This window comes from Phycobacter azelaicus (assembly GCF_014884385.1).
Classification (GTDB): Bacteria; Pseudomonadota; Alphaproteobacteria; order Rhodobacterales; family Rhodobacteraceae; genus Phycobacter; species Phycobacter azelaicus.
In genome coordinates this window covers 2746529-2761197 of record NZ_WKFH01000003.1, presented here as the reverse complement: position 1 = coordinate 2761197, position 14669 = coordinate 2746529, and the positions used below count along the sequence as shown (strand labels likewise).

Below are 14669 nucleotides of genomic sequence, written 5' to 3'. Positions count from 1 at the left end.
TCCGCGTCGCATTCCTGACAGCGGGGCACAGAATGGTGCCTCGCCACGCCCGAGGCGCAGCGAAGTCGACTACCCCTGCCACCGGGCAACCGGCAGATTGCCTGCGATCCAACCCGGCCCTGCACGCGAACCCATCATGCCCTCTGGCACATCCGAAACACCCGAAAAACCGGCCTCGGAGAGCGCCCGCACCATGCGCGCCGACCGCACGCCACGCGCACAGATAAGGGCCACAGGAGCCGAGCGATCTCCGTTGAGTGCCTCGGCAAGCGCGTCACCAAAATCTTCGCGGCGCATGTCAATCTGTACGCTTCCAACCGGCACCCCCGTACTGCGCCACTCTCGAGGGGTGCGAATATCAACGAGGGTTATCTCCCCCGCAGCAGCCCTTGAGAACGCTTCAAATGCGGTCAGGCGCGGTTGATCATGGTCCGTTGCAGGTCGCAGCAACCAGGCGGTCGCTCCAATGGCGACACCAGCGCCTCCTATAGCTGCAAACAGTAGAAGCCTGCGGCGCAACGGCTGATCAGCCTCCTGCCGGGAAGTTTGCGCCTTTGGGTCTTGCTCTCCCTGCATTTCTTTTTCCGCCCTCTGTTTTGGCCTTTTTAGCATACGGCAGCGCTGCTCCCGCCTTGGCTATAGCGCGCCCCGTACCAGCGAGTGCGTGACAGTTCTGCACAGGACAAAAATTTTGACCATTCAAAATCTTGTCAACGCCGCACCGCAGCCCCACTTAGAGCCGCGATATCCAAAAATTCCAGTTTCAATGGCCCAAACACCTCCAGAATGGGCCTGCGGGGCTGGCACAGAAGCGAAAAATTGCTTAGGCAACATCAAAATTCGCCTAGCCCAACCCGGGAGAACGACACGTGTCCCTGTTTTTGATTGCGGCCCTTCCCTTCCTCGGCGCCGTTTTTCCAGCTCTATTGATCCGCGCCGGGCGCAATGCCTCGGCATCGGCCGCAGGGCTTACCACCTTTCTTGCGTTCGTTGGCCTGCTGCTGCACGCACCAGCTGTCTTTTCCGGAGAGGTCATCACGGCGCGCTTCGACTGGCTGCCGGGACTGGGGCTCAATGCCAACTTCTTCCTTGACGGTCTGGGTTTTCTTTTTGGGACACTGATCCTGGGCATTGGTCTGTTGATCATTCTTTATGCCCGGTTCTACCTCTCGCGCGAGGATCCGATGGGGCAGTTCTACACCTATTTGCTGCTCTTTCAGGGCGCGATGGTGGGTATCGTTCTTTCGGACAACATTCTACTGCTGCTGATTTTCTGGGAGTTGACCTCCCTTTCGTCCTTCCTGCTCATCGGCTATTGGAAGCATCTGCCCGAAGGACGTCAGGGCGCGCGCATGGCACTGACCGTCACCGGATCGGGCGGGCTTGCGATGATCGGGGGCATGCTGATCCTCGGCAACATCGCCGGGTCCTACGATCTGAGCGTGATCTTGCAGAACAAGGAGTTGATCCAGGCCTCGCCGCTTTACCTGCCCGCACTGATCCTGATCCTTCTGGGCTGTTTCACCAAATCGGCGCAGTTCCCCTTCCACTTCTGGCTGCCCCATGCCATGGCTGCGCCGACGCCCGTGTCGGCCTATCTGCACTCGGCCACGATGGTAAAGGCGGGCCTGTTCCTGATGGCGCGCATGTGGCCGGTTCTGGCAGGCACGCCCGAGTGGTTCTATATCGTTGCCACCACCGGTCTTGTGACAATGGTCATCGGCGCGGTGATTGCCCTGTTCAAGGACGATCTAAAGGGGCTGCTGGCGTTTTCCACCGTCAGCCACCTGGGCCTGATCACCATGCTTTTGGGCTTTGGCACCAAGCTCGCGGCGGTGATCGCAGTCTTCCACATTATCAATCATGCGACGTTCAAAGCCGCGCTGTTCATGTCGGCCGGTATCGTCGATCACGAAGCGCACACGCGCGACATCAAGCGCCTGGGCGGGCTGCGCCACCTGATGCCTGTGACCTTTACCATCGCACTGGTTGCGGCCCTGTCGATGGCCGGCATTCCGCCCTTCAACGGCTTCCTATCCAAAGAAATGATGCTAGACGCAACAGCGGTAACGGTTTGGGCTGGCTCGCCCTACCTTGTCCCCGGTCTGGCTCTGGTCGCAGCGCTGTTTTCTGCCGCCTATTCCTTCCGCTTCATCGTCCATGTCTTCTTTGGCCCCAAGCGCGATGACTATCCCTCCCAACCACATGATCCGGGTGCGGGCATGTGGTTGGCGCCTGCGTTCCTGATCACACTGGTGATCCTGATCGGCCTGTTCTCGGCCAAGATGGTGGGACCGCTGGTTGCCGTGGCGGCGAGTGCAGTGATCGGCGGCGGCGAGCTTCCGTACTATTCCCTGAAACTCTGGCATGGCTTTACCCCTGCGCTCTACATGTCGATCGCAGCGGTTGTCGGCGGCGCGCTTTTGCTGGCCGCCCATGGCCCGGTGATGCGTGCCTGGAATGCCGCGCCACGCCCCGAGGCCAAGGAGATCTTCGATGCCCTGATGGAGGCCCTGGCGCGTCTTGCCAAGGGGATCACCGACGGGCTGCACAATGGTGCCATCACCCGTTATGGCGCAATCATGGTCGCCTTCACCGTGGCTCTGGGATGGTATGCTTACAGCAGCGGCGACATCGGCCCGGCAACCCGGTCCGTGCAAGCCATCCAACCCATCCCGGCCCTTGGCTGGCTGAGCCTGGTGCTGGCAACCGTGCTGATCGTGCTGCGCCATCACAATCGCCTTTTGTCATTGATCCTGATCGGTGTTGTGGGTCTCGTGGTGTCCATGTCGTTCAACTATCTTTCGGCGCCGGACCTTGCCCTGACGCAGTTGTCGGTTGAGGTTGTCACCATCATCCTGATGCTGCTGGCGCTTAACTTCATGCCCAAGGAGACTCCGGTCGAGACCCCGGCCCTGACCCGCCTGCGCGATGGCGCGATTGCGGTGGTTGCGGGGCTCGGCTCCGGTGGACTTATCTATGCGCTGATGACCCGCGATTTCGCAGCCCCAACGATTTCCGAGTTCCACCTCGCCAACTCCTACAAGGGCGGGGGCGGCACCAATGTGGTGAACGTTATCCTTGTGGATTTCCGCGGCTTTGACACCTTTGCCGAGATCATCGTACTGGGGATTGCTGCCTTGGTCATCTACGCGCTGACCGAAGCCGTCCTGGGAACGCGCGTGCGCGCCTACTTGCTGAACCGAAAGCCGGATCTGCCGCAGGCCGGCGACTCACACCCGATGATGATGGTGGTCGCCACCCGCGTGATGATGCCGCTGGCGCTGATGGTGGCTGCCTATATCTTCTTCCGCGGTCACAACCTGCCAGGCGGCGGTTTCATCGCCGGCCTCGTGGCGGCAATTGCGGTGATTATGCAGTACATGGCGTCGGGCTTTTCCTGGACGTCCGAGCGGCAGCGCTTCTACTACCATGGCATCATTGGCTCTGGCGTATTGATCGCCGCAGCCACCGGGATCGGCGCCTGGTTCAATGACATGCCGTTCCTGACCTCCGCCTTTGGCTACATCCACTGGCCTCCGTTGAACGAGTTCGAATGGGCCACCGCAGCGCTCTTCGATCTGGGCGTCTTCCTCGCCGTGGTCGGCGCGGTGCTGCTGGCACTGGAAAGCCTGTCGCGCTTTGCCTGGCAGCCCGGGATTTCTTCGGAATACGCCATGGACATCAACCCGGCCCGTGATGACGAGCCCAAAAAAGAGAACGAGGTCTGAGCATGGAAATTCTGGTTGCTTCGGCTGTTGGCCTGATGACGGCTGCCGGGGTCTATCTGATCCTGCGCAAGCGCACCTTCCCGGTGATCCTGGGCCTGTCGCTGGTCACTTACGCGGTGAACGTCTTTCTGTTCGCAAGCGGCCGTTTGATGGTCAACGCGCCGCCCATCCTCAACAAATACGAGGAGATCGCTTACACGGACCCGCTGCCCCAGGCGCTGGTTCTGACTGCGATCGTGATTTCTTTCGGCATGACGGCCGTGGTTGTGATGATCGCCCTAGGCGCATTTCTGTCGGCACGAGATGACCGCATCGACATGCTGGAAGACGGCAATGCCGCCAAAACCGGAGAAGACGCATGAACCACCTTCTGATTGCGCCGATCCTGCTGCCGGCGCTCGTTGCCCCCTTCATCATCATGGTGGTGCGCTATCATCTGGACCTGCAGCGCATCTTTTCCATCGCAAGCACGGTGGCCATTGCCGTGATCACGCTGGTCCTGGCGTCGCAGGCCGCTGACGGCACGGTTCAGGTCTACGAGCTGGGCGACTGGCCCGCGCCCTTTGGTATTGTTCTGGTCCTGGACCGTCTGTCAGCAATGATGATCGTGCTGACGGCGGCATTGGCTCTTGCCGTGCTGCTCTATGCCATCGGCACCGGCTGGGATGCGCGCGGCGCGAACTTCCATGCGCTGTTCCAGTTCCAGTTGATGGGCATTATCGGCGCCTTCATGACCGGAGATGCCTTCAACCTCTTCGTCTTCTTCGAAGTACTGCTGATCGCCTCTTACGGGTTGATGATCCACGCAGGCGGCGCAACCCGGTTCCGGGCGGGCGTGCAATATGTGGTCTATAACCTCTTGGGCTCGACCCTGTTCCTGTTTGCACTGGGTACGCTTTATGCAGTGACCGGTACGCTCAACATGGCCGATCTTGCCGTGCGCGTCGCCGAGCTTCCAGCCGAAGAGACGGCCCTGATCCGCGTTGGCGCTGTTCTGCTGCTGTTGGTCTTTGCGATCAAGGCCGCTGTGCTGCCGCTGCATTTCTGGCTTCCGGCCTCTTATGCCAATGCGCCGCTGCCGGTCGCCGCCCTCTTCGCCATCATGACCAAAGTGGGGGCCTACGCGATCCTGCGCATGTACACTCTGGTCTTTGGCCCTGATGTCGAGATCACCGCAGGCCTAGCCGGAGAGTGGCTCTTGCCCGCAGCCTTGATCACACTCGCCGTGGGGGCCATCGGGGTCTTGGGCGCGCGTGAGATCGGTCGACTGATCGCATTCGGTGCAATCACCTCCATGGGCACACTCCTGACCGCCGTCGCACTCTTCACACCCGAGGCCGTTGCAACAGCGCTTTACTACACCGTGCACTCCACGCTGGCCGCTGCATTGCTGTTCCTGATCGCCGATATGGTGATGGAGCGCCAGGGAGGCGACATTACCCCCAAACCCGTCATGGCGCAAAGCGGGCTGATTGCTGCACTGTTCTTTGCAGGCGCCATCGCCCTTGCCGGGATGCCTCCGCTGTCTGGGTTCCTGGGCAAGCTGTTGGTCATGGATGCGGCGCGCGGTCATGAGCTTGTATGGTGGATCTGGGGCGTTATTCTGGTTTCCTCGCTGATCACGATCATCGGTCTTGCGCGGGCCGGCAGCCTGATCTTCTGGAAGAGCCATGGGCTGGAAACAGCCACCGAGACCGAAGAGTCTGGAACCGACGTCTCTCCTGAGCATGACCAAGCAGGCAGAAGCTCTGCACTCCCCTTTGTAGCCTGTTTCGGTCTTCTCGGCGGGCTGGTCGTTATGACCGTCTTTGCCGGGCCAATGATGGGCTACGCCGAAGCCACGGCCGCGCAACTCTTTGCGCCACAGGATTATATCGAAACCGTGTTGGAAAGGGCGGATAAATGAAACTGATGCGCCGACTTCTTCCTCATCCCGTTCTGACCCTTTTGCTGACGCTTACCTGGGTTCTGACCGTCAACAGCTTCACGCTGAACTCGCTGGTCTTTGGTTTCCTGTTGGGCCTGCTGATCCCCTTCGTCACACAGCCCTTCTGGCCGCAGCAACTGCGCATGAAGCACCCAGTCAAGATCGTTGCCTACATTCTGCTGGTTATCTGGGACATCGTCGTGGCAAACATTACGGTTGCGCGTATCGTTCTTTTCAAACCGAACGCCAAACGCCAGCCCGCCTGGGTGACAATCCCGCTCGATCTGCGCACACCCGAGGCCATCACCGTGCTGGCAGGAACAATCACCATGACCCCAGGCACAGTTTCGGCTGACCTGTCGGCTGAGGGGCACGCTTTGTTGGTGCATTGCCTCGACTGTGAGGACACTGATGCGGTGCGTGACGAGATCAAACAGCGCTACGAGCGCCGCCTGATGGAGATTTTCGAATGATTGAGACTGCGGCTCTTTTTGCCTTCGTCTGCTTTGGTCTGGCGCTCTTGATGAACCTCTGGAAGGTGATGTTCGGTACCACCATGGCTGACCGTATCCTGGCGCTTGATACCATGTTCATCAACGCGATCGCCCTGATGGTGCTTTATGGTATGGCGCTCGGGACCGAGATTTTCTTTGAGGCAGCCATGCTGATTGCAATGCTCGGGTTCATTTCCACTGTGGCCTATGCGCGCTTCATCCTGCGCGGCAACATCATCGAGTGAGGAACCCATGGAACTTTTTATCGACCTCCTGATAACAGTCTTTCTGGTAATGGCCGGCATCTTTGGCATTGTCGGATCCTTCGGCCTGTTGAAGCTGAACGACCCCATGTCGCGTCTTCATGCTCCGACCAAGGCGACAACCCTTGGTGTTGGCGGGGTACTCCTGGCGTCGATGGCGCATGCCATCGCGGTTGAGGGGCACCTGTCCCTTCATGAGCTGATGATTACGCTGTTCCTGTTCCTTACCGCTCCGGTGACAGCCCACTTCATCGCCAAGGTCCACATTCACCGTCGCGAGGAAACAGGTACGTTGCCAGAAGCCGGAAAGGATGGGATCTGGGCAACGCACAACACCCCTGCAAGCGACGAACAGGCCTAGACGCCGAACTGAAAATCATTATTCGCGCCGACTGCCTAACATAGAAAGAGCAAACCCATGGACACGCCCCGCCTGCCTCAGACCAAGGATGTGGTTCTGATCGGGGGCGGACACGCCCATGCATTGGTGCTCCTAAAATGGGCGATGCGCCCCCTATCCGGCGCGCGCCTGACCCTCATAAACCCGGGCCCTACCGCTCCCTATTCCGGGATGCTGCCCGGGTTTGTCGCAGGCCACTACAGCCGCCAAGACCTTGATATTGATCTGGTGCGGCTCGCGCGGCACGCAGGGGCGCGGCTGATCCTGGGTGCCGCTGAGGGGCTGGATCCCGATGCGCGAACGGTTCAGGTGGCGGGGCGGCCGGATGTGGCATTTGATGTGGCCTCTGTAGATGTGGGCATCACCTCCGACATGCCAGATCTGTCCGGCTTCTCAGAACACGGCGTACCTGCCAAACCGCTTGGGACCTTCGCGCAGAAATGGGATGCCTTCCGCGAAGGCGACGGCCCGGCGCGTATCTCGGTGATCGGCGGCGGTGTTGCGGGTGCCGAGTTGGTCTTGGCCATGGCTCACGCCTTGCGCACGCGGGGGCGTCTGCAACAGGCAACCCTGATCGACAGCGGCTCGGTGCTTGGAACGGCCAGCGCCGGTGTGAGAGACCGCATGCGACGTGCCTTTGCCGAGCATGGCGTCACGCTGATCGAAAATGCATCGGTTGACAGCCTTCACGCGGATCACGTGAAACTGAAAAATGGGCGCGAGGTACTCTCAGATTTCACCACCGGAGCTGCGGGCGCGCGTCCGCATGACTGGCTGGCATGCAGCGGTCTGGACCTGCACGAGGGGTTTCTGACCGTCTCCGATACGCTGCAAACCTCGGATCCCGCAGTCTTTGCAACAGGAGACTGTGCGCACCTCGGCTATGAGCCGCGCCCCAAGGCCGGTGTCTACGCGGTCCGTCAGGCGCCGATCCTGCTGCACAACCTGCGCGCGGCCATAACTGGCGATCCCATGCGTCGCTACAAGCCGCAGAAAGACTACCTGAAACTCATCTCAATGGGCGACAAAGAAGCGCTTGGCGAACGGTTCGGAATGCTCTTTACCGGGAAAATGGTCTGGCGCTGGAAGGACCGGATTGACCAGAGTTTCATGGAGCAGTTTCGGGCCCTGCCCGAGATGGACGCCCCAGACCTGCCTGCAGAACATACCAAGGATCTGCCCGAGATCCTCGGTGACAAACCCATGTGTGGCGGTTGCGGTGCCAAGGCCGGACGCAGCGCGCTGCGTGCCGCTTTGGGGCATGCCGCCGCCAGCACACGGGATGATGTCACTCCACTGCCAGGCGATGATGCGGCGCTGTTGACCATGGGATCAACGCGGCAGGTGATCACTACAGATCACCTGCGTGCCTTTACGCTCGATCCATATGTGATGGCACGTATTGCCGCGGTCCATGCACTGGGAGATGTCTGGGCCATGGGCGCCGCCCCGCAGGCCGCCACTGCGAACCTGATCCTGCCGCGCCTGGCGCCTGCCCTGCAACAGCGCACTCTGGTAGAAATCATGAGCGCCGCGCGCAGCATAATGTCGGAGGCTGGCGCCGATATCGTCGGCGGGCATACCTCGCTTGGGGATGAATTGACCATAGGCTTTACTGTTACGGGCCTCTGCGCACGCGATCCGATCACACTGGCGGGAGCGCGTCCAGGCGATGCGCTGGTGCTGACAAAACCCATTGGATCTGGCGTGATCATGGCCGCCGAGATGGCCGCAAAGGCCGAGGGCACCTGGGTCGCTGCCGCCCTGGAGCAGATGCAGCGCTCTCAGGCGCTTCCATCAGAAGTGCTGGCTCCCGATGCGCATGCGATGACCGATGTCACGGGCTTTGGTCTGGCCGGACACCTGTTGGGCATCTGCGAGGCCTCACGTGTCAGTGCCGAGCTGGATTTCGCAGCCGTTCCCCTCATGGAGGGCGCGGCAGTACTGGCCGAAAGCGGCGTGCGCTCGTCGCTATTCCCGGAAAACGCGGCTCTCTTGCCCGAGTGGAGAACGGCGGGCGCGCAGGATCTTCTATTTGATCCGCAAACCGCTGGCGGCCTGCTGGCCGCCCTGCCCTGCACGAAGGCGGACACGGCAGTAAGAACCCTGCAGGACGCAGGCCATAGGGCTGCAGTGATCGGTCAAATCACCCACGGCGCAGGACAGATCGTGCTACGTTAACGGGTGGCCCCACCTTGAGCGATCTGTTCAAGCCGATCGCATATCTGGGATGCGGCTGCCCGCAACGCATGAGGCTCCAGCCGATCGAGCGTGAAGGACGCCATCACCTGAGCCCCAATGTGGCGCCGGGAAGTTTGATAAGCTGGATCATAGTGTTCAACCATGAGAGCCTCGGCCAACCCCGCCATGTCGCCCGCCTTGATCATTCCGAGCCAACCATCCACCACAGCGTTCGAGCGGTGGACACGCAGGCGGTCCAAGGTCTCGGCCAGGGCATCGGGCGGTGGCAGGTTGTCTCCATAGCTGTCGAGCAGATAGGTGCAGCGGGCATTGAGCGGGGCGCTGACCTCAATCCGCTGCGCCTCTTTCATCAGGCTCCACAGGCTGGGTGGGATGATACGCGCGCCGATCTTGCTCGATTCTGCCTCGACCAGAACCGGGCGCGACGGGTCCAATCGCACCAAGGCACCAGCCAAGGCCGATTCAAACCCCTTCTGACTGGGCTGATCCCCGGGCAAATCCCCCAACAGAGATCCGCGATGGTTGGCTAGTCCTTCAAGATCAAGCACTTGACCACCCGCATCTTCTACATACTGCAACAAATCGGTCTTTGCCGTGCCAGTGTAGCCATCCAGAAGGACCAACCGATAAGGCAGCTCGGTCTCATACAGCATCGCATGCACAAGACGACGGTAGGACTGATAGCCGCCCTTTATGACTTCGGCCCGCCAGCCAATTTGCTGCAGCAGGTAGGTAAAACTGCCGGATCTCTGTCCCCCCCGCCAGCAATAGACCAAAGGACGCCAGCCTCCCTCATACTGTCTGAGAGAATTCTCGATATGTTCAGCGGCATTTCGAAAAACCATGGAAGCGCCAATCTTGCGCGCCAGAAACGGGCTTTGCTGCACATAGATGGTGCCCACCCTGGCGCGCTCTTCGTTGCTGAGAACCGGCAGGTTGATGGCACCGGGCACGTGATCTTCGGCAAATTCGGCAGGGCTGCGCACATCGATCACCGTATCGTGACCATGATCGTACATGTCCTGAAGGGAGGAGAACGTAAGTGACATGGTATTGATCTAGCTTGGGACCGAAGACAGGAAAAGCCGGAAATGCGCGGATCTCTGCACGAACTCACACCAGGGCGATATGGTCATTTGCCCAGTATTCTGATTAAGATGAGCCCAAGATCAAACAAGATACCTCGATCCTGGACACAACAAAATGACAGCCCGGAACGCCGATAGTTACGATCTGGATCTCCACAGGTTTCCTGGTCATCTGATCCGGCGCCTGCACCAGATCTCTGTGGCACAATTTGCCGAAATGCTTTCATCCCATGATATCGACCTGACGCCGGTTCAATATGCTGCGCTCAAGGCGATCAAGGCCAATCCGGGTGTCGATCAGGCCTCCGTGGCGGGGCTGATTGCCTATGACAAGGCGACACTTGGCAAGGTCATCGACCGGCTCGAGGCAAAAGCGCTGATCGACCGCAGCGTCAGCCCAAAAGACCGCCGCGCGAAGCAACTAGACCTCACTGCGGCCGGTCAGCAGATCCTCGACAGGGTCCAACCGTTGGTGGATGCGGTCCAAGGCGAGATTCTCACAGGTCTCACAAAGGAAGAGCAGCACCAGTTCCTGGTGCTGCTACAAAAGGCTACCTCGGCCGGAAATGAGCGCAGCCGCGCGCCGATGCGCCGCCCGTCCCGCAAAAGCTGAACGCGCAGCGCCCGGTTAGAAACTGACCGCTCACGCAGCCATGCGGGTCTCGGCCTCTGAACTGCAGAAGAACTCTTCGTGCAACAAGGCAATCGCCTTGTCCTTGTCCTCGCGCTGCAGGATGAACTGAGTGTCAACGTTGCGCGGACCCTGCGTTGCACCGCGTGGCAGGATATCGTCCTTGGCAAAAGCATTCATACCTCGAGCCAGGACGTGCAGGCCACTAAGGTCACGCCCCACGACCGATATGAGCGACAGTTTCTCGCTGTTGATTTCTGCCTGCGGGTAGCGCTTGGACAGATCCGCCTCGACCCGGCGCATCGATTTGAGCGAGGCGTCCAGATAGTGCGTCACCGTATTGGCGTTGGTCACTTTCGAGACAATCCGCACATCGTGACGGGTCAGGATTTCCAAAACCGCAGCATCATAGCCTTTGACGCCGACCATGTCCTGCTCGAACAGCTCCAGCGCTATGATATCGAGGCCGGTGACGATCTCTGCCGCCGGTTTCGGTGCGGGCTGGTCGTCGATTATGGTGCCAGGATCCTCGGGCTCAAAGCAATTGGTAACGCGCAGAGGTACACCCGACTGGCGCAGTGTCTTTGCCGCCGAGGGGTGGATCGCCTCCATGCCGAGGTTGGCCATCTGGTCTGCAACGTCATAGTTGGTGTGACCCAGTTTGCGGGCATTGCCTTCGCCCACAAGTTTGGGATCGGCGGAAGACAGGTGGAATTCCTTGTGAATGATCGCCTCCCGCGCGCCGGTCTGGGCCGCCAGTTGCGAAAAGGTCACCTCCGAATAGCCACGGTCGAATTCGCGCATCAACCCTTCGGCGCATTGCGCATAACCGGTAACGATCGGCATTTCAGTGGCGGGATCAATACCGTCCATCCCGGAAGAAATCCGTGCCTCAAGCGACAAGTCCGCGTCACCGCGCCAGCCGGAAAGGTCCACCAGCCGCGCGTTCACGCCTGCACGCTGAAGCATCAGCACCGCAACCAGTGCCGAGTGCGCCTCGCCGAGGCCCGACAGCAACTCGCGGATCTGCAAGAGATGCGTGTTGAGCCGGAAATGTCCGTAAGAGCATAGGCGCTGCAGGTCGATGAGACAGTTGCGAGCGCCCTCGATGCGTTCCTGCACGAATGCAGTGGCCTGATCTATGTCACCCTGGTGCTCCAACACGACCTCATGGGCCGCTATCATCGCCGAAGAAACCTCGTTGAGCGCATCGAGCCAGCCATGGTCATCCTCGGCATTGGCAAAGCGAGCATAAACACCCGGCGTGCCGGTTTTCTTATGCTCCAAGAGCAGGTTGGTGATCCCCCCAAAGGCAGAGACGACAAAAATCCGGCCATATTCGGCCTTCCCGTTTTGGATGAACAGCGTATCGCGCAATTCATTCAGGCGGGACATTGACGTCCCGCCGATCTTTTCCACTGTATGTGCCATGGCTTATGCCTCGACAGTCTCAGGCGCCGCATAAGAGCCATCTTCACGGTGCACCTCGGTGCCGGTCACCGGCGGATTAAAGCAACAGGCCATGACCAGTTCTTCCTCGGCGCGCAGGACGTGACGGTCGTGCTTGTCCAGCGCGTACATCACACCCGGGCGGATCAGGTGCGTCTCACCCGTGGCCAGATCGGTGATCGAGCCGGTGCCTTGCATGCAGTAGACGCTTTCGAAATGGTTCTTGTACTCGAAAGTGTGCTCCGAGCCCGCTTCCAGGAAGGTAATGTGGAAGGAGAAGCCCATCTTGTCGTCGGCCAACAGCATCCGCACGCTGGTCCACTTGGCATCGCTGACCACGCGGTCGCGCTGGTTTTTCAAAATATCGTTGAAATCACGGACAATCATGGTCTTACTCCGCTGCCACTTTGGTTGTTTCGAAAACGCCGCGTGCCGCATCCGTCAGGATCTTGAGGCCAGCCGCCAGTTCTTCATCCGGTGTGGTAAGCGGAGCCAAGATCTTGACCACCTCGTCTTCGGGGCCGGAGGTTTCGACTATGAGGCCGTTCTGAAAGGCCCGCGCGCAGATGTCTCCAGCCAGATCGCCGGACCCCACATCAACGCCGCGCATCATGCCGCGCCCCTTGAGGCGGGCGCCCGGCACCATATCGGCAATTTCGTTTAAGGCCTCTTCCACCATCAGCGCCCGACGCGCGATGTCCTGTTCAAAGGACTTGTCAGACCAGAATTTTTCCAGCGCCACACGTGCCGTCACAAAGGCATGTGTGTTGCCGCGGAAGGTGCCGTTATGCTCGGCCGGGCCCATCACGTCATATTCCGGCTTCACCAGAACCAGCGCCATCGGCAGCCCAAAGCCGGACACCGATTTCGCAAGCGTGACGATGTCAGGGGTCACGCCCATGTCCTCGAACGAAAAGAATGTGCCCGTCCGGCCGCAGCCGGCCTGAATGTCATCGATGATCAGCAGCGCTCCGGCTTCTTTTGCAAGCTTGGCAACGCGGCGCACCCATGCAGCGCTGGCCGCATTGAGACCGCCCTCGCCCTGAACGATTTCCAGAAGGATCGCAGCAGGCGCGTCGACTCCCGACGAGGGGTCGTTCAGCATCGCCTCGAGATAATCAGCCGTATCGTTGTCACCGCCCATGTAGCCATCAAACGGAACGCGGGTGACGTTGTTCAGGCTCACGCCTGCGCCGCCGCGATGGTAGCCATTGCCGGTCGCAGCCAGAGCGCCCTGGGTCACGCCATGAAAACCATTGGTGAACGCGATCACGTTGGTGCGACCCGTCGCCTTTCGGGCGATCTTCATCGCCGCTTCAACAGCGTTGGCGCCGGTGGGGCCGGTGAACATCAGCTTGTGGTCCATGCCACGAGGCTTGAGGATTACGTTCTCAAAGGTCTCAAGGAAGGCCGCCTTGGTGTCCGTGTGCATATCCAGGCCATGCGCAACGCCATCAGATTGGATGTGCTCGACCAGCGCCGCTTTCATGTCCGGGTCATTGTGCCCGTAGTTGAGCGATGAGCAGCCGGCCAGAAAGTCAATATAGCGCTGGCCGTCTTCGCTCACCATTTCAGAACCCGACGCGGAGGTGAAGACCGTGTTGAAGCCCCGGCAATAGCTGCGCGCCTCGGACTCACGGCGTTTGAAAATAGGTGTGATGGAGGTGTTCGTAGACATACGACCTCTTTTCCGTGTTGTTTGATTTTGGGAGGAATGAACGGGTGAAAACCGTGGGCGACCGCGATCAGGCGGCCAAACGTGCGCGCGCTCGCAGAGCGATGGTCACGAGGTTTTCGGTCTTGTGCCGATCCTGGAAGTGCAGCGCCTGCGTGTAGTAGGGCTGAATATCCATCTGGCTGTCTTGAAGCTTGGCGAACTTGCCGAAAAGCGCCCAGGAGGCGTCGTTGTCAGCCGTGATCGTCGTCTGGATCCGTTTGACACCCCGACACGCCGAACGGCGCAGGATCGACTGCAACATCAGCGCACCCAGGCCGCGCCCGCGCGCTTTTTCAGACACGGCCACCTGCCAGACGAACAGCGTTTCCGGATCATTCGGCATCACGTAGGCAGAGATCCACCCGACAGCTTCGCCAGACAGCTCGGCAATGACGCAGGTATCCGCGAAGTGATCGCATTGCAGCAGATTGCAGTACATGGAGTTTTCATCCAACGGTCTGCAGCTGCGTACCAGCTCCCAGATACGCGCACCGTCTTCGGATGAAGGCGTGCGCAGGGCCGGAAGGGCAATCTGCCTCGGGTCAGCGGGGTTCTGCATCGTGTTGATCTCCTTTCGCTTCGATGGGTGAAGTATCATGGCGCACCATACATTTCAATAGTCAAAGCAAGTTTTATGCATTTTGCCGGATTCGGCGTCGCATTTCGCCATTATGAGCAAAAAACGACGCCTTATTGCTTTAATATACGAAGTGTGTTTTGTTTTGATAGATGCGACAAACTGCCATATACTTCCTAAGTCAAAGTAA

General features: G+C 59.7%; 14 protein-coding genes. 8 read left to right on the top strand and 6 right to left on the bottom strand.

Annotated features, from left to right (window positions below; all coding sequences use genetic code 11):
- Nucleotides 1–69 precede the first annotated feature (69 nt).
- Entirely contained in the window at nt 70–576 is a 507-nt protein-coding gene (locus INS80_RS14365) for a rhodanese-like domain-containing protein (RefSeq protein ID WP_192966287.1), read from the bottom strand.
- A 293-nt stretch (nt 577–869) separates the two neighbouring features.
- On the opposite strand from INS80_RS14365, the gene INS80_RS14360 reads away from it, so the two are divergent.
- The 7 genes from INS80_RS14360 to selD are packed head-to-tail and all read left to right on the top strand — an operon-like array spanning nt 870 to nt 8996.
- Nucleotides 870–3731 carry a monovalent cation/H+ antiporter subunit A gene (locus INS80_RS14360; RefSeq protein WP_192966286.1) on the top strand — a complete coding sequence of 954 codons (2862 nt, stop codon included), beginning with the start codon at nt 870–872 and terminating at the stop codon, nt 3729–3731.
- Between the two features lie 2 nt (nt 3732–3733).
- Nucleotides 3734–4093: a Na+/H+ antiporter subunit C gene (locus INS80_RS14355; RefSeq protein WP_192966285.1), complete on the top strand. Its 360-nt coding sequence runs from the start codon at nt 3734–3736 to the stop codon at nt 4091–4093.
- Complete coding sequence (locus INS80_RS14350) at nt 4090–5637, top strand: monovalent cation/H+ antiporter subunit D (protein ID WP_192966284.1); 1548 nt, start codon at nt 4090–4092, stop codon at nt 5635–5637. Before INS80_RS14355 ends, INS80_RS14350 begins: the two co-directional genes overlap by 4 nt.
- Nucleotides 5634–6131 (top strand): Na+/H+ antiporter subunit E, encoded by a 498-nt coding sequence (locus INS80_RS14345; protein ID WP_192966283.1) that lies wholly within the window; start codon nt 5634–5636, stop codon nt 6129–6131. Before INS80_RS14350 ends, INS80_RS14345 begins: the two co-directional genes overlap by 4 nt.
- On the top strand, nt 6128–6397 hold the full coding sequence (locus INS80_RS14340; RefSeq protein WP_192966282.1) for a K+/H+ antiporter subunit F: 270 nt from the start codon (nt 6128–6130) through the stop codon (nt 6395–6397). The genes INS80_RS14345 and INS80_RS14340 overlap by 4 nt, the downstream gene beginning before the upstream one ends.
- A gap of 7 nt (nt 6398–6404) precedes the next feature.
- On the top strand, nt 6405–6776 hold the full coding sequence (locus INS80_RS14335; protein ID WP_192966281.1) for a Na+/H+ antiporter subunit G: 372 nt from the start codon (nt 6405–6407) through the stop codon (nt 6774–6776).
- A gap of 57 nt (nt 6777–6833) precedes the next feature.
- The gene (selD, locus tag INS80_RS14330; RefSeq protein ID WP_192966280.1) at nt 6834–8996 is read left to right on the top strand and encodes a selenide, water dikinase SelD; all 2163 of its coding nucleotides are present in this window, start codon (nt 6834–6836) and stop codon (nt 8994–8996) included.
- Here selD and mnmH read toward each other — a convergent pair.
- Entirely contained in the window at nt 8993–10066 is a 1074-nt protein-coding gene (gene mnmH / locus INS80_RS14325; protein WP_192966279.1) for a tRNA 2-selenouridine(34) synthase MnmH, read from the bottom strand. The genes selD and mnmH overlap by 4 nt on opposite strands.
- A 154-nt stretch (nt 10067–10220) precedes the next feature.
- On the opposite strand from mnmH, the gene INS80_RS14320 reads away from it, so the two are divergent.
- Nucleotides 10221–10718, top strand: coding sequence for a MarR family winged helix-turn-helix transcriptional regulator (locus tag INS80_RS14320; RefSeq protein ID WP_192966278.1), 498 nt, complete (start codon nt 10221–10223; stop codon nt 10716–10718).
- Between the two features lie 30 nt (nt 10719–10748).
- Here the strand turns inward: INS80_RS14320 and INS80_RS14315 are convergent, their stop codons facing one another.
- From INS80_RS14315 to ectA, 4 genes are all read right to left on the bottom strand, one after another.
- The gene (locus INS80_RS14315; RefSeq protein WP_192966277.1) at nt 10749–12167 is read right to left on the bottom strand and encodes an aspartate kinase; all 1419 of its coding nucleotides are present in this window, start codon (nt 12165–12167) and stop codon (nt 10749–10751) included.
- 3 nt (nt 12168–12170) lie between these two features.
- Nucleotides 12171–12572 carry an ectoine synthase gene (locus tag INS80_RS14310; RefSeq protein ID WP_192966276.1) on the bottom strand — a complete coding sequence of 134 codons (402 nt, stop codon included), beginning with the start codon at nt 12570–12572 and terminating at the stop codon, nt 12171–12173.
- A 4-nt stretch (nt 12573–12576) separates the two neighbouring features.
- Nucleotides 12577–13863 carry a diaminobutyrate--2-oxoglutarate transaminase gene (gene ectB / locus INS80_RS14305; protein WP_192966275.1) on the bottom strand — a complete coding sequence of 429 codons (1287 nt, stop codon included), beginning with the start codon at nt 13861–13863 and terminating at the stop codon, nt 12577–12579.
- Nucleotides 13864–13930: 67 nt separating this feature from the next.
- Nucleotides 13931–14461 (bottom strand): diaminobutyrate acetyltransferase, encoded by a 531-nt coding sequence (gene ectA, locus INS80_RS14300; RefSeq protein WP_192966274.1) that lies wholly within the window; start codon nt 14459–14461, stop codon nt 13931–13933.
- Nucleotides 14462–14669 lie beyond the last annotated feature (208 nt).

What these genes read in the sequence shown, in the direction of transcription:
- INS80_RS14320 (WP_192966278.1), top strand. Translation starts at nt 10,221, where the DNA reads ATGACAGCCCGGAACGCCGATAGTTACGATCTGGATCTCCACAGGTTT.
- selD (WP_192966280.1), top strand. Translation starts at nt 6,834, where the DNA reads ATGGACACGCCCCGCCTGCCTCAGACCAAGGATGTGGTTCTGATCGGG.
- mnmH (WP_192966279.1), bottom strand. Translation starts at nt 10,066, where the DNA reads ATGTCACTTACGTTCTCCTCCCTTCAGGACATGTACGATCATGGTCAC.
- INS80_RS14340 (WP_192966282.1), top strand. Translation starts at nt 6,128, where the DNA reads ATGATTGAGACTGCGGCTCTTTTTGCCTTCGTCTGCTTTGGTCTGGCG.
- INS80_RS14365 (WP_192966287.1), bottom strand. Translation starts at nt 576, where the DNA reads ATGCAGGGAGAGCAAGACCCAAAGGCGCAAACTTCCCGGCAGGAGGCT.
- INS80_RS14335 (WP_192966281.1), top strand. Translation starts at nt 6,405, where the DNA reads ATGGAACTTTTTATCGACCTCCTGATAACAGTCTTTCTGGTAATGGCC.
- ectA (WP_192966274.1), bottom strand. Translation starts at nt 14,461, where the DNA reads ATGCAGAACCCCGCTGACCCGAGGCAGATTGCCCTTCCGGCCCTGCGC.
- ectB (WP_192966275.1), bottom strand. Translation starts at nt 13,863, where the DNA reads ATGTCTACGAACACCTCCATCACACCTATTTTCAAACGCCGTGAGTCC.
- INS80_RS14310 (WP_192966276.1), bottom strand. Translation starts at nt 12,572, where the DNA reads ATGATTGTCCGTGATTTCAACGATATTTTGAAAAACCAGCGCGACCGC.
- INS80_RS14345 (WP_192966283.1), top strand. Translation starts at nt 5,634, where the DNA reads ATGAAACTGATGCGCCGACTTCTTCCTCATCCCGTTCTGACCCTTTTG.
- INS80_RS14315 (WP_192966277.1), bottom strand. Translation starts at nt 12,167, where the DNA reads ATGGCACATACAGTGGAAAAGATCGGCGGGACGTCAATGTCCCGCCTG.
- INS80_RS14355 (WP_192966285.1), top strand. Translation starts at nt 3,734, where the DNA reads ATGGAAATTCTGGTTGCTTCGGCTGTTGGCCTGATGACGGCTGCCGGG.
- INS80_RS14350 (WP_192966284.1), top strand. Translation starts at nt 4,090, where the DNA reads ATGAACCACCTTCTGATTGCGCCGATCCTGCTGCCGGCGCTCGTTGCC.